At 64.9% G+C, this 13619-nt stretch carries 17 protein-coding genes; 8 read left to right on the forward strand and 9 right to left on the reverse strand.

The window, feature by feature from the left end; translation table 11 throughout:
* The first annotated feature begins 9 nt into the window (after positions 1-9).
* Complete coding sequence (locus ACQ5ID_RS03200; protein ID WP_429911032.1) at positions 10-213, forward strand: hypothetical protein; 204 nt, start codon at positions 10-12, stop codon at positions 211-213.
* Here the strand turns inward: ACQ5ID_RS03200 and dprA are convergent.
* From dprA to ACQ5ID_RS03230, 6 genes are all read right to left on the reverse strand, one after another.
* A complete protein-coding gene (dprA, locus tag ACQ5ID_RS03205; protein WP_429911033.1) occupies positions 202-1323 on the reverse strand; it encodes a DNA-processing protein DprA in 1122 nt (373 codons plus the stop codon). The two genes, ACQ5ID_RS03200 and dprA, sit on opposite strands and share 12 nt — an antisense overlap.
* Positions 1320-1937 carry a glycerol-3-phosphate 1-O-acyltransferase PlsY gene (gene plsY, locus ACQ5ID_RS03210; RefSeq protein WP_429911152.1) on the reverse strand — a complete coding sequence of 206 codons (618 nt, stop codon included), beginning with the start codon at positions 1935-1937 and terminating at the stop codon, positions 1320-1322. Before plsY ends, dprA begins: the two co-directional genes overlap by 4 nt.
* Positions 1925-3208 (reverse strand): dihydroorotase, encoded by a 1284-nt coding sequence (locus ACQ5ID_RS03215; RefSeq protein WP_429911034.1) that lies wholly within the window; start codon positions 3206-3208, stop codon positions 1925-1927. Before ACQ5ID_RS03215 ends, plsY begins: the two co-directional genes overlap by 13 nt.
* Entirely contained in the window at positions 3205-4167 is a 963-nt protein-coding gene (locus tag ACQ5ID_RS03220; protein WP_429911035.1) for an aspartate carbamoyltransferase catalytic subunit, read from the reverse strand. The genes ACQ5ID_RS03215 and ACQ5ID_RS03220 overlap by 4 nt, the downstream gene beginning before the upstream one ends.
* Positions 4168-4232: 65 nt before the next feature.
* Positions 4233-5171, reverse strand: coding sequence for an AEC family transporter (locus tag ACQ5ID_RS03225; RefSeq protein WP_429911036.1), 939 nt, complete (start codon positions 5169-5171; stop codon positions 4233-4235).
* Complete coding sequence (locus ACQ5ID_RS03230) at positions 5168-6088, reverse strand: AEC family transporter (RefSeq protein WP_429911037.1); 921 nt, start codon at positions 6086-6088, stop codon at positions 5168-5170. The genes ACQ5ID_RS03225 and ACQ5ID_RS03230 overlap by 4 nt, the downstream gene beginning before the upstream one ends.
* Before the next feature lie 46 nt (positions 6089-6134).
* On the opposite strand from ACQ5ID_RS03230, the gene ACQ5ID_RS03235 reads away from it, so the two are divergent.
* A complete protein-coding gene (locus tag ACQ5ID_RS03235) occupies positions 6135-6746 on the forward strand; it encodes a hypothetical protein (RefSeq protein ID WP_429911038.1) in 612 nt (203 codons plus the stop codon).
* A gap of 9 nt (positions 6747-6755) precedes the next feature.
* Here the strand turns inward: ACQ5ID_RS03235 and ruvX are convergent, their stop codons facing one another.
* Positions 6756-7175 carry a Holliday junction resolvase RuvX gene (ruvX, locus tag ACQ5ID_RS03240; RefSeq protein WP_429911039.1) on the reverse strand — a complete coding sequence of 140 codons (420 nt, stop codon included), beginning with the start codon at positions 7173-7175 and terminating at the stop codon, positions 6756-6758.
* Positions 7176-7242: 67 nt separating this feature from the next.
* Positions 7243-7986: an SDR family NAD(P)-dependent oxidoreductase gene (locus ACQ5ID_RS03245; RefSeq protein ID WP_371394701.1), complete on the reverse strand. Its 744-nt coding sequence runs from the start codon at positions 7984-7986 to the stop codon at positions 7243-7245.
* 106 nt (positions 7987-8092) lie between these two features.
* Between ACQ5ID_RS03245 and ACQ5ID_RS03250 the strand changes: the two genes are divergently transcribed.
* The 5 genes from ACQ5ID_RS03250 to ACQ5ID_RS03270 all read left to right on the forward strand — a co-directional run bounded on the left by ACQ5ID_RS03250 (position 8093) and on the right by ACQ5ID_RS03270 (position 11925).
* Positions 8093-9235, forward strand: a complete 1143-nt coding sequence (locus tag ACQ5ID_RS03250) for a GNAT family N-acetyltransferase (protein WP_429911040.1) — start codon at positions 8093-8095, stop codon at positions 9233-9235.
* A 64-nt stretch (positions 9236-9299) separates the two neighbouring features.
* Complete coding sequence (locus ACQ5ID_RS03255) at positions 9300-9731, forward strand: HIT family protein (RefSeq protein WP_429911041.1); 432 nt, start codon at positions 9300-9302, stop codon at positions 9729-9731.
* A gap of 150 nt (positions 9732-9881) precedes the next feature.
* Complete coding sequence (locus ACQ5ID_RS03260; RefSeq protein WP_429911042.1) at positions 9882-10316, forward strand: SET domain-containing protein; 435 nt, start codon at positions 9882-9884, stop codon at positions 10314-10316.
* 53 nt (positions 10317-10369) lie between these two features.
* Positions 10370-11281 carry a histone deacetylase family protein gene (locus ACQ5ID_RS03265; protein ID WP_429911043.1) on the forward strand — a complete coding sequence of 304 codons (912 nt, stop codon included), beginning with the start codon at positions 10370-10372 and terminating at the stop codon, positions 11279-11281.
* Positions 11282-11331: 50 nt separating this feature from the next.
* Positions 11332-11925: a histidine phosphatase family protein gene (locus ACQ5ID_RS03270; RefSeq protein ID WP_429911044.1), complete on the forward strand. Its 594-nt coding sequence runs from the start codon at positions 11332-11334 to the stop codon at positions 11923-11925.
* Here the strand turns inward: ACQ5ID_RS03270 and ACQ5ID_RS03275 are convergent.
* Positions 11922-12695, reverse strand: coding sequence for a CPBP family glutamic-type intramembrane protease (locus ACQ5ID_RS03275; protein WP_429911045.1), 774 nt, complete (start codon positions 12693-12695; stop codon positions 11922-11924). The two genes, ACQ5ID_RS03270 and ACQ5ID_RS03275, sit on opposite strands and share 4 nt — an antisense overlap.
* Positions 12696-12765: 70 nt before the next feature.
* Here ACQ5ID_RS03275 and ACQ5ID_RS03280 point away from each other — a divergent pair, with 70 nt between their 5' ends.
* On the forward strand, positions 12766-13614 hold the full coding sequence (locus ACQ5ID_RS03280) for a helix-turn-helix domain-containing protein (protein ID WP_429911046.1): 849 nt from the start codon (positions 12766-12768) through the stop codon (positions 13612-13614).
* Positions 13615-13619 lie beyond the last annotated feature (5 nt).

Here is a 13619-nt window from a genome sequence, read left to right on the forward strand (position 1 = left end):
TCCCCTCCGATGAAAAACGACCCCACAGACTTGCCTGCCGGTGCTTCGTCAAATCTGGTTGCCGACTATCTTGCTGACCTGTTGCGGTCAATGTCGGCGCTTGCTGGCGCGGCTGATCTCGATCAGTCGAAACTGGCAATTGATACCGCGCTGGATACGGTTCTGGCCGAAATGAACGGCGGCGGAAACGCGAAAGTCCGCTCAGCAGGCTAGGCGCACCATACCGCCGGGATCGACCTCGCAGCGTCCGGCCAGTTCCAGCTCAACTAGGGCTGCCGCCACGATACGGGCAGGCGCGCCGGACAGGCGCACCAGCTCGTCGCGCGAGATAGGCGCAGGCGAGAGCAGGGCGGCAACGCGCTCACGCACGGCGTCGGTGGCGCTGCTGTCATCGGGGTCCAGTACGGGCTCGTCCTCATAATCGCTGCGCTCGCGCTCTTGCACATTGTCCCGGCGCAGGCCGGAGAGGATGGTGATCACATCATCGGCGCTTTCGATCAGGGCTGCGCCCTCGCGCAGGAGCCGGTTGGTGCCCTTGGCGCGCGGATCGAGCGGGGAGCCGGGAACGGCCATCACCTCGCGGCCCTGTTCGAGCGCATAGCGCGCCGTTATGAGCGAGCCGGAGCGCTCGGCGGCCTCCACGATAACAACGCCCATGGACAGCCCGGATATGAGCCGGTTGCGGCGCGGAAAATCGCGCGCCTGCGGGGAGTAGCCGGGCGGGGATTCGCTCACCAGCAGGCCCTGTTCGGCGATTGCCGCGTGCAGATCGCGGTGCTCTGGCGGGTAGATGCTGGTCAGCCCGCCAGCGAGCACGGCTACGGTGCCGGTGTTTATCGTTGCCGCATGCGCCGCGCCGTCTATGCCGCGCGCCAGCCCCGAGACCACGACAACGCCGTGTTCGCCCAGCCCGCGCGCCAGATCACCGGCAAAGCGCAGGCCCACGCCCGACGCGCTGCGCGCGCCCACAATGGCGCAGGCGGTGCGGTCAGTCAGATCAAGCGGACCCAGCGTGGTGATGACGGGCGGGGGCGGATCGAGGGCGGCCAGTCCTGCCGGAAAGTCCGGCTCGCACGCACACAATAGCCGCGCGCCGATACGGTCCAGCCAGTCCAGCTCTGCTTCGGCTTCATCGCGCGAGGCCGGCACTAGCGCGGTCGCGCGCCCGCCCTTTTTGGCCAGTGCGGGCAGGGCATCCAGCGCGGCTTCGGCGGTTTTGAAGCGCTTGATGAGCTCGTTGAAGGTGACGGGGCCAACCCCGCGCGTGCGCGCCAGTCTCAGCCAGGCGGTGCGCCCGGCGGGGCTGAGCGGCGTGCGCTTCACGCCTTCTTCGCCCCGATGCGCGGTTCCTCGCCGCGAACGAGGCGCGCGATATTATCCTTGTGCCGCCACCAGAGCAGCGCTGCGAGGAACAGGGCCAGCAGCGCCACATCAGGCCGGACGAAGGCCAGCGCCAGTACGGGCGCGATGGCGGAGGCGGTGAGTGCGCTAAGGGATGAAATCCGGAACACCAGCGCCATGCCGAGCCATGTGGCGCAGACCAGCAGACCGACCGGCCACAGCACGGCCAGCAGCACGCCAAGGAAGGTGGCCACGCCCTTGCCGCCCTTGAAGCCCAGCCAGACCGGGAAGCAATGGCCGAGAAAGGCCGCGCCGCCTGCGATGAGACCGGCGGTGGGCGAGACCGCGAAGGTGAAGATCAGCGCGGCGATGCCCGCCTTGCCGCTATCGAGCACCAGAGTGGCGAGCGCGAGATCCTTGCGGCCTGTGCGCAGCACGTTCGTCGCGCCGATATTGCCGGAGCCAACGGTGCGGATATCGCCAAGGCCAGCAAGCTTTACCAGCACCAGGCCAAAGGGGATGGAGCCGAGCAGATAGCCGCCGACGGCAGCGAGGATCAGGAAGATTTCGGCTGGCAAAAGGCTTACTCCGCAAATCCGGGCCGGGCGTACACCATGGCCCCGTCAACGACACTCAGCAAGACACGGCCCTGGAGGCGGCGGCCCGAGAAGGCGGATGGTGCGGGGCTTTCCAGCCCGTCCTTGCCGTAAACATTGGGCGCTTGCGGATCAAACAACACCAGATCGGCCGGCGCGCCTTCGTCCAGCCGCCCTTGCGACAGGCCCAAAAGCTCCGCCGGGTTGCTGGTGAGGGCTTTCAGGCCAGCGGCCAGCGGCAGCTGTCCGTCCGCATCCAGCGTGCACAGGACTGGGATCAGCGCTTCGAGGCTGGATGATCCCGGCGCGGCATCTGAGAAGGGATTGGCCTTGGCCTCCAGCGCGACCGGCGTGTGGTCAGACACAATCACGTCGATCAGCCCGTCAGCGATGGCGGCCAGCAAAGCCTGCCGGTCGGCTTCGCTCCGCAGGGGCGGGTCGAGCCGGTAGGCGGGGTCCAGCCCGCCCATATCCACCTCGTTGAAGAGTAAATGAGTGAGCGGCGCGCTGGCAGCGACGTCCAGCCCGCGCTTGCGGGCGGTTTTCATCGCGTCGAGTCCGTCAGCGGTCGTCAGGCGTTCAAACAGGATGCGCGCGCCCGTCAACTCGGCCAGCGCCGCGAGGCGTTCCACGCCAAGGCGCTGGGAAATGCCCGGACGCGCAGGAAGACCGAGACGCACTGCCATCGCGCTTTCATGGGCGATGGTGCCGGCGGAGAGGTGCATGTCTTCCACCGTCAGCCCCACCCAGGCGTCGAACGCGCTGGCATAGCTTAAAAGATTGCGCAGGAAGCGCGTGTCGGCGATCAGATCACCGCCATCAGAGACCAGCAGCGCGCCTGCGCGCAGCATCAGGCCGATCTCGGCCATCTCGCCAGCTACTGTGTGCGTGCGCGCCGCGCCGAGCAGGCGCACCGGCGCCTGCAGCGCGCGAAAGCTGATCCAGTCAATGTCTTCAGGCCGGATGAGGCCAGCCCCGCTGGATGAGGACAGGACCAGCGTGCCAACACCCCCTGCGGCAGCAGCGCGGATGGTGGTGTCGAGATTTTCAATGCCGGAGCGGCCCGGCTCGGATGCACGCGCGCCGATATCGATGAGGGCGGGGGCGAGCACCGCGCCGTCTGCCTCGATCACCTGATCGTCCGCTTCGGGGGAGAGCCCGGGGCCAATAGCGTCGATCACACCGTTCTCGACGCGCAGATCACCTTCCATGTCGCGCCCCGATGCCGGATCGATCAGGCGTGCGCCCGCGATGAAGATACCGCCGCTCATGGCACCATCTCCTGCATGCCGCGCCCCGCAAGCAGTTCGAGCACCGCCATGCGCACGGCGACGCCTGCCTCCACCTGATCGAGGATGACGGAGATATCCGTGTCGTCGGCCAGTGCGGAGGTGATTTCGATGCCCCGGTTCATCGGCCCGGGATGCATGACAATGCAGTCCTGATTGGCGAGCGACAGGCGGGCATAGTCGAGGCCATAGATCGCCGCGTATTCGCGTGCCGACGGGATCAGCCCGGAGCTCATGCGCTCGCGTTGCAGGCGCAGCACCATCACCGCGTCACAACCCTCAATGGCCGCCTCAACCGAATGGAATACAGATGCGCCCCAGCGGTCGGCGTCGGCGGGCAGGAGGCTGGCGGGGCCGCACAGGCGGATATCGGCATTCATCAGCGAAAGCAGGGCGACGTTCGAGCGCGCGACGCGTGAATGGAGAATATCGCCCACAATCGCGATGCGCTTGCCGCCCATATCTCCGAGGTGTTCGGTGAGGGTGAACAGGTCCAGCAGGGCCTGTGTCGGGTGCTCATTGGCCCCGTCACCGGCATTGATCGTGGAGATGCCCGTGGTCTGCTGGAAGAAGGCTGCCGCGCCGGGGCTCTGATGGCGCACCACCAGCAGGTCAGGCTGCATGGCGGCCAGCGTGTTGGCGGTGTCGGCCAGGCTCTCGCCCTTTTTCAGCGAGGCATTGCCAGCAGAGAAGTTCACGACATCCGCGCCCAGGCGCTTGGCGGCGATCTCGAAGCTGGCGAGCGTGCGCGTGGACGCCTCGAAGAACAGGTTGATGACCGTCAGCCCTTTGAGGCTGGGGTGCTTCTTGTCTTCGGTGCGGTTGCGGGTGAGGTGCGCGCGGGCGCTGTCGAAAAGGAGTTCCAGATCAACGCGGTTGAGAGCGGACGCCGCTATCAGTCCGCGATGGGGGAAGGTGTAGCTGTATTCACCCTGTCCCATTCAAGCACTCCGCCGCACATGCGGTTGCGCGGTATAGTGGTGTGCGGGCCGCCCGGCAATAGGCGTCAGCCAAGAAGCGTCAGCGCAGTGAGGATAGGCAGGGCAATCGCGCTGGCCAGAACCGTGAGCGTTATCATGCCTGCGGTCAGCCCCGTTTCGCCCTCGAACTCGGTGGCCACCGCATAGACAAAGGCCGCCGATGGCCCGCCCGTGGCCAGCACCAGCAGGGTCTCTGCATTGCCGTTTATACCCAGCATGCCCGCAGCGGCGAGCACGAATAGCGGCACCGCAATCGACCGGATCGCCGCCGCGCTGAACAGAAGCCGGATGCGGCCCTTGAGGGCGGCGAAATCTAGCCCCGCGCCCATGCAGATCAGCACCAGTGCCAGCGAGCCATAACCGGCCAGATCCAGCGGGGAGAGCAGGGTATCCACCGCTTCTGCCGTCATCAGGGGCGGCAATAGAGGCCAGATCAGCGCGATGGCCACGGCAAGCAGGCATGCGATCAGCACCGGGTCCCTCACCAGCGCAGGCAGCGCCTTTCGCATGCCGCCATCGCGCGTGCCAGCAAAGGCCATGACGATGATGATCGTTGCCAGCACCAGCGCCGGGGCGGCGATGGTGCCTGTCCACTGCGTGGAGGCTGCGCCCTGCAGCCGGTCGGCCAGGGTGAAGAACAGGACCACGTTCCACACGCAGCACACCGCCACCAGCGCCGCCGTCTCGCGCGCTGTAGCTTTGAGCAGTCTTGCCACGCCGAGCGACAGGATGAGCGCCAGCATTATCCCGCCCGCCGACAGGGCGATGACGGGCAGGGCGCCAGCCTGCGTCAGGTCTGCGCGCGCTATCGTGACGAAGAGTATGCAGGGCAGGAGTACGCGGTAATTCAAAAGGTTGATGCCGCGCCACTGGCCATCTGGAATGATCTGCCAGCGCCGGAGGGCATAACCCAGAGCGACCAGCACGAAGGCAGGAAAGAAGACGGCGAGTATGTGCAGGGTCATAGTGCGGCAATCGCTATCCAGATGGGCATGGTGATGGCGGCGAGCAGGGTGGTGGCGGTGACGTGGCCTGCCATCATCTCTGCGTCCCCGCCCATTTCACGCGCCAGCACATAGGCGGCGGCTGCGCCGGGCGTTGCGCCAATCCCCACCAGCACGGCGAGTGCCACGCCTTCGACGCCCAGCAGAATGCCCAGCGCGTAGAACACCGCTGGCGCGATCAGGAGCTTGGCCGTCACCGAGAGCGAAATAATGCCCGGACGGGCGCGCAGCGAGGTAAAGTCCAGCCCCGCCCCGATGGTCAAAAGGATAAGCGGCAGGGAGGCGCGGCCTGCCAGGTCCAGCGTGTCGGCGACCGGGCCGCTCTGGAACACACCGGCCACATTGGCGGCGAGGCCAGCCAGACAGCCGATAATGATCGGGTTGGTGATGATGCGCAGGCCGACGCGTTTCAGGTTCGGCGGATGATCGCTCTTGCCCCACACGGTCATCACCGCGACGCACATCACATTGACCAGCGGCACGGTCGGGGCGAAGGCAAGAGCGGCCAGCGCCGCGCCTTCCTCGCCAAAGGCAGCCGGTGCCAGCGCCAGCAGCACGAAGCCATTCCAGCGCACCCCGCCCTGAAAGAGGCTGGTATAGACCGGCCCCGGCATGGGCAGGAGGCGGAAGGCGAGCATGATGATGCCCATGGCCAGAAACCCGCCCGCCGCCGCCAGCATGAAGCTGCCCGCAGGCACGGATGCATAATCGGCCCGGCTGATCGTGATGAACAGGAAGGCTGGCATCAGCGCCTGATAGGAGAGCTTGTTGATCCCGCCCCAGAGCGGCGCGGCCACAAGGCCTGAGCGGCGCAACACCCAGCCCAGCGCGATAACGCCGAACACCGGAAAAAGGGCGATGACTATCTGGTTGGACATCAATTATGGTTTCTATTCTAGGTTTGTTAGAGCGGGGAGAACCATTATGCGGTTTGTTGTCGTAGTTTCTGCACTGACTATTTTGGCTGGGTGTGCTGACCAACACGCGTCGGACGATCAAGCTTTGGCGACAGTGGCTGAGTCTGAAACGGACATCCAGTCAGTAGAGGCCGATAGCGTTGTCGGCGACGCCGAACAGTTAGCGTCGGAGTTTGATTTCAGCGCTATCGAAGGACGGTTCGGAGATCGCTACTGGACTGTCTCAGAGGTAACAGACGCTGTTTCTCAGGCGCAGGAGGCATTCGATTCTGGCGATTGTGCCGAGGCGCTTCCTCTTCTTGTCGATGCACAAAGAAAATCAAATCAAATAAGTAATTTGATCCAGGGTGGGCTGAGGCCTTTTTACGACGCGTCCTATGACCAACGAAGGTCATTCACTGCGGTTGGCAGGCTCGTCGGCTACGAAAATTCGATGAATGAATATCGGGAGACCAGAAACCGCTTAATGGTTTACGAGGCCGAGTGCTTGTTGACGCTGGGCCAGAGGAATGAAGGCATCGTTCGACTCTATCGAGCTCTTGAGCTGATCCCGATCTCGAATCGAGAGCTTTGGGATCGCGCTAGAACCAAATTGTATGAAGAATTGGAGGTCGAGTGACGACGGGGCTCATTCCTCCGGCACGCCTTCCGCGATGCGCAGAAGCGCGTCTTCAAGGATCACGGCGGCGGCTTCCGCGTCGATCATCTCCTTGTGGCGATGAATGGGTATGCCCGCCTCAGAGAGGGTTTCACCCGCCTCGAAGGTGGACAGGCGCTCATCCTGATAGGCGATAGGCAGATCGCGCAGCCGCAAGAGATTGGTGGCGAGCGAGCGGGCAGACTGTGCGCGCCGCCCGTCCCCGCCATCCATATGCAGGGGCAGGCCGATAATCAGCCCCTTGCAGGCGCGCTCGTCATAAAGCTTGAAGATGCGCGCAGCATCCTCGGAGAATTTGGTCCGCTCGATGGTCTCAACCGCGCTGACCAGCGTGCGGTCCGAATTGCACGCGGCCACGCCTATCGTGCGTGTGCCGGGATCCAGCGCCATGAGCGGTCCTTTTGGCAGTAAGGCCGGGTGCAGGAAGATCATGGCGCTGGGAATGCTCCGGCTGGGTTCAGGCGGTCAGGCCGCCTGCGACATCAATCGTGGTGCCGGTGACAAAGCTGGCTTCATCGCTGGCGAGGAACACCGCGACACTCGCGATTTCATCGGCTTTACCATAGCGGCCCAGCGGCACCATCATGCGCTGCAGATCAGCGGTCTCGCCGTCTGCCGGGTTCATGTCGGTATCGATGGGGCCGGGCTGGATGACATTGGCGCGCAGCCCCTTGCGGCCCAGCTCGCGCGCAGCAGCCTTGGTCAGCAATTGCACGGCGGCCTTCGACGCACAGTAGGAGCCAAGACCGGGTGAGGGCGCGCGGTCGCCCAGAATGGACCCGACCGTGATGATCGAGCCGCCCGGCTCCATGATGTTGGCAGCAAGGCGGATGGCTTCGAACGGCGCGGTGACATTGACCGCCATCACATCGTTCCAGTCCTCATCGCTCATCTTGCGCAGGGTCACTTCGCGCGCGATGCCGGCATTATTGACCAGAATGTCGAGCCGGCCGTGTTTCTCCGCCGCCGCGCTCATCACGCGGGCAGTTTCGCCCTGTTTGCGCGCATCGCAGCCGACGGCCTCTGCCTTGCCGCCCTTGGCATTGATGGCGGCGGCCACCGCCTCGGCCTTGTCCTTCGATCCGCCATAGGTCAGCACCACGGTTGCGCCCTCATCGGCAAACGCCTGACAGATGGCTGCGCCGATCCCGCGCGAACCACCCGTTACAAATGCGACTTTTCCTGACAGCCTTGCGCCCATGACAGATGTCTCCTCCAACTTGTTGCGTTGCCGTTCTATATGAGCGCGGGAGAGAAGCCCGTTCGCTTGCCGACCGCAAGCCCCCAGCCATTACCGGGACGCATGAATGTCTGAAATCAGCGTGCGCATGATCGAGGGGCTGGCGGAGATCGCACCGCAGGCGTGGGACGCCATCGCCAACCCTGACGGTCAGGCGTTTGATCCGTTCCTGAGCTGGGACTTTCTTGAAGCGCTGGAAGCGTCAGGCTGCGTCAGCGAGGAGACGGGCTGGATACCGCGCCATCTGATCGCTGAAGACGGCGCGGGCGGGATCGTTGGCGTGCTGCCGCTCTACGTGAAGACCCATTCCTATGGCGAGTATGTGTTCGACCATGCCTGGGCCGACGCGCTGCACCGGGCAGGGGGAGAATACTATCCAAAGCTGGTCACCGCGGTGCCGTTCACGCCCGTCACCGGACGGCGCGTGCTGGCCGCAGACGAAGGCGTGCGCCGCGCGCTGGCCGCCGCCGCACAGTCTGTCGCGGGGCAATGGAATGCTTCCGGATGGCATGTACTGTTTCCTGATGTCTCAGAGCGCGAGGCGCTGGCCGCATCGGGGCTCAGCGAACGCCTCGACATCCAGTTCATCTGGGATAATCGCGGCTATGGCAGCTACGACGATTTTCTGGGCGATCTCGCCTCACGCAAGCGCAAAGCACTGAGGAAAGAGCGCGAGGCGGCGCAGGCCGGGCTGGAGATCGTCCCGCTTACCGGCGCAGAGCTGACACAAGAACACTGGGATGTGTTCTTTGCCTGCTATCAGGACACCGGCGCGCGCAAATGGGGCACGCCCTATCTCAATCGCGAATTTTTCCAGCTGATCCATGAGCGCATGGCGCAGCATGTTCTGATGGTGATGGCGTGCCGGGACGGGCAGTGGATTGCCTCCGCGCTGAACTTCATCGGGTCGCAGGCGCTTTACGGGCGCTATTGGGGCTGTCTGGAGGGCCATGACCGCCTGCATTTCGAACTCTGCTACCATCAGGCCATCGATTACGCGATTGCGCACGGCCTGAAACGCGTGGAGGCGGGGGCGCAAGGCCATCACAAGCTGGCGCGCGGCTATCGCCCGCAAGCGGTTGGTTCGGCCCATTTCCTCACCCATCAGGGCCTCGCCACCGCCATCGGCCGCTATCTGAGCCGCGAGAGGCAGGCGGTGCTGGCGGAGATTTCGGCGCTGCACGGGGAGGGGCCTTACCGGAAGGGTTGAGGGGTGGAAGCGCTTGGCCGGACTTGTTAGGCTCGTTATTAGCCCCCGCCACCGGAGACATCCCATGAGCCTTGATGGCCGTTATGACGACCAGAACATTTTCGCGAAAATCCTGCGCGGGGAGGCACCAGCCATCAAAGTGCGCGAGGATGAGCACACGCTGACCATCATGGATGTTTTCCCACAGGCGCCCGGCCATGTGCTGGTGATCCCGAAGGAGCCAGCGCGCAATCTGTTCGAGCTGTCCGAAGAAGCGGCGGAAAAGTCCATTCTGGCGGTCAAGACCGTTGCCGCCGCCGTACGGCGCGCTCTGGAGCCGGATGGCGTGTTCGTGGCCCAGTTCAACGGTGCGCCCGCCGGTCAGACCGTATTCCACATTCATTTTCACATCATTCCGCGCCGGGAAGGCGAGGAGATCGCCGGTCACGGCAAGGCGCAAATGGCCGCCCCGGCGGAGCTGGAAGCGCTCGCAGTGAAAATCCGCGCCGCGCTGTAGGCAGGTCTGACTCGAAAATCCCGCTTGATTTTTTCCCAATTCGCGCATCATAGGCGCTGGAGCGTCGCACTCTGCACGGGGCATTGACTCGCCCCTTGCCCCTTTACCCGCCCGCGTCGACGCACGGGCGCGTTCTGGCGTTCTTGCACCATGTTACTTGTCGACACCTTTGTCGGTCCCAGTGCCATTGAAGGCGTTGGGGTTTTTGCGGCTGAACCGATCCGCAAGGGACAGCTCATCTACCGCTTTGAGCCGGGTTTTGACCGGCTGATTGGCGAGGCTGAACTGCCCAATCTTCCCGAAAGCATCCGCCACTTCATTGAGCGCTATACCTACCCGCACCCCAAAGAGGCCGGGATGCTGGTGCTGGACGCGGATAATGGCCGGCATATGAACCACTCGCTTCAGCCCAATACCGATTTCCGGGACTCGGTCTTCGGCTATGCGATCCGCGACATAGCGGCTGGTGAGGAAATCACCTGCAACTATGCCGAGTTCGAGCCGGACTTCTACATGCTGCCTTCAATGGTGTCGGCCCACGCCGCCGCCCCGAAGGCGGCAAACGGCAGCGGCGCGCATCTTTAAGGCCGGGTGGCCATGCGCTTGTTAAAGGCGTGAGGTGATGGCAGACATCTGCCATGCGCACGATTGCCATCACTTCTGCCACCGGCTTTGAACATGTAACGCCGGACGGACATCCCGAACGCGTGGCGCGGCTTGAGGCCGTTTCCCGCGCCCTTGCGCCCTTGTCACCGCGCGAAGCATCGCCCGCGACGCGCGAGGCGCTGGCCCGCGTGCATGACGAGGCCCATATCGATCAGGTTTTCGCGGCCAGCCCGGCAGAGGGTCATGCTTCGCTGGATGCCGACACCTGGATGAGCCCCGGCTCGCTTGATGCGGCGCTGCATGCGTGCGGCGCGGTGATTGAGGGCGTCGACGCGGTGCTGCACGGCGAGGCCGAGGCGGTGTTCGTCGGCTGCCGCCCGCCCGGCCATCATGCCGAGCCCGACCGGGCCATGGGTTTCTGCCTGTTCAACCAGATTGCCGTTGGCGCGCTGCACGCGCTGGAGGTGAGGGGGCTTGAGCGCGTGGCCGTCATCGATATCGATGTGCATCACGGCAATGGCACGCAGGCGACCGCCGGGCGCGAGCCGCGCCTGTTCTTTGCCTCCGTCCATCAGGGCTGGATCTATCCCGGCACCGGCGCGGCCCATGAGACGGGCCGGCACGGCAATATCGCCAATCGTCCGCTGCCCGCGGGTGCCACCGGCGAGACCTGGCATCCAGCGCTGGACGAGCTGATCGAGGCGGTGCGGGCCTTCAGGCCCGAATTACTGCTGGTCTCTGCCGGATTTGATGCGCACAAGGATGATCCGCTTGCGGGGCTGGCGCTGAGCGATGGCGATTTCGCCCGTGCAGGCACGGCTCTGGCGCGGCTTGCGCAGGAAAGCGCGCACTCCCGGCTTGTCTGTGTGCTTGAGGGCGGATACGACTGCCCCGCGCTTGAACAGTCGGTTGCGGCTTTTGTTGGCGCGCTGCAGGCGGCCTGACGGGGACCAGCGCCTGACAGATATTGTCCGCTTCGATCCCCCGAAAAGCTATGACCCAGCCCGTTGTCACACGCCTGCCCGGCTCGATCATCATTGCCCGCCACGGTGAACCCGATGCGGACCGCCGCATGGTGCTGGACTGGCGTGGCTATGAAAAATGGTGGGCGGATTACGATCTGGCGGGCCTGAAAAACGGGCAAAGCGCGCCCAAGGCATTGTGCGAGGCCGCCGGGCAGGCCCATTCGGTCTATGCCTCCACCCTGATCCGGGCGATTGAAACCGCGCAGGCTTGCGTTGGCACGCGCGAGATCACGCAGAATTCGGTCTTTATCGAAGCGCCGCTGCCGCCCCCGCCCATTCCGGGCCGGTTCAAGGCGCGTACCTGGGGCGTCTATGCCCGCTGCACCTGGTGGCTTGGCATGGCGCGTGGCAAGGAAACCCGCGCGCAGGCCGAAACCCGCGCCGAGGAAGCCGCCGCCATCCTCATCGAGGCGGCCCAGCACGGCGATGTGGCTCTGTTTGCCCATGGCTGGTTCAACCGCATGCTGCGCCCGGTGCTCAAACGCCATGGATATGTCTGCGTGCGCGATGGCGGGGATGATTACTGGTCCTGGCGCAAATATGAGATCAAAGGGCGCAGCTAGTCTTCCCGTCTGGGCTTCGGTGCCAGCACGAAGGTCAGCGCTATAGCCAGAATCACCGTGCCGAACCGCACGCCATTGGCAAACAGGTCGCCAATGGCGTTCTCGCCGAGCGCAAAGGCCGTCCACAGACCGTTCAGCCCGACATGGAGCAGAATGGCTGGCCACAGATTGAAGCCCCAGCGCACGAACAGCCAGCCGAACAGCAATCCGCCAAGCCCGGTGATGGCCACGATACCAGCGATTTCCATCGGATCGGTGCCGGACCCCGCATGGACCAGTCCGAAGACGATGCCGGGCAGGATGACGGCTGGCAGCCAGTGCCAGCCTGCCAGTCGCACCAGCACGCCGACGGCAAGGCCGCGATAGACAATCTCTTCGATCACCGGTCCGCCAATGACCAGCCAGCCATAGTCTGCCGGGCCGGACGCGTCCGAAAGCGGCACAAGCAGCGCGCAGACAATGATCGCGGGCAGAAATGATGCGCCCGCCCACACCAGAGGCCGTACCGGCGACGCGCCAAGGCCGGTTACGGCGGCGATGCGCCCCGGATGCGTCCATGCCGCCAGCCAGACGAGCGCGAACAGGACACCTGCGTCCGCAAGAGAGATCAGTGCCGAGCGCATATAGGGCGTTGAGAGGATCCAGTCCGCCGTCAGGTGAGGGCGCAGGAACCCGCCGCTCAGGGCGGTGAAGGCAAGGCCCGCAATAATGGCGGCCGATAGCAGGACGGCGCGGGTGCGTGTATCAGAAAGTCTGGTCAGAACGGTCACAATGGGTTCCCCGCAAATTATGTCCCGCCAGTCTAACCCGGTTGCACCCGCGCACTTGAAGAAATCGGCCATGACGGCGCAGCCCGGTCAGCTGGATATCTACCCGCCGCCCGCAGGGCTTGCGCCCGTCGTGTCGGGCTTTGTCCATCGTGATGAGCGGGTGGATGGCCGGGCGGTGCGCCTGCTGCCCGATGTGCGCACCTCCGTCCAGATCATGCTCGCCGACCCGTACTGGATACGCGAACGCGGCGAAGGCGATGCGTGGCAGCGCCTGCCGCGCATCGCGCTCTGGGGTCCGCGCCATGACTGGGGCTACGGATATGCTGCCGCCCACGTCACCTGCTTTGCGTTCGGACTGACGCCAGCCGGGTTTCGCGCCGTCACGCGCGGCCCTGCCAGGGGCTGGCTGAACAGGGTGGAGGGGCTTGATATTTCGGCACCTGCGCTTGCCGCCGCGATTGATCCGCGTGAGGGCGAGCCGTTCATGGAGTGGATGGCGCGCATCATCCCGGCGCTGGAGGCAGTGTTTGCCGGTGCTGCGCCCGTGCCCTTCGACTGGCCCGGCGTTACCGGGATACTCGCCGAGGAAGCTGGCGGCGCGGTGCGCAAGGCGGCGGATGCGGTCGGGCTCTCCGAGCGTCAGTTCCGCCGCGTGTTCGAGGCGCTCAGCGGGGTTGCGCCCAAGCGCTATCAGCGGGCCTTGCGGGTGGACCGGATGATCCGCCAGCTGCACCCCTCGCCGTGGGAGGCCGACACGGCCGGTGACATTCCCATCCCCTTTGCTGACCAGCCACATGCCATACGGGAGTTCCGGGCCCTGACCGGCCTGACGCCCGCCGACTATGTCCGGCTGAAAACCGGCGCTGACCGCACCTTGCGCTCGGTCGGGGTGGACGGGCTGGCCTTGCCTCAAGGCTGATGCTC

Source organism: Glycocaulis sp. (assembly GCF_050485565.1).
Classification (GTDB): Bacteria; Pseudomonadota; Alphaproteobacteria; order Caulobacterales; family Maricaulaceae; genus Glycocaulis.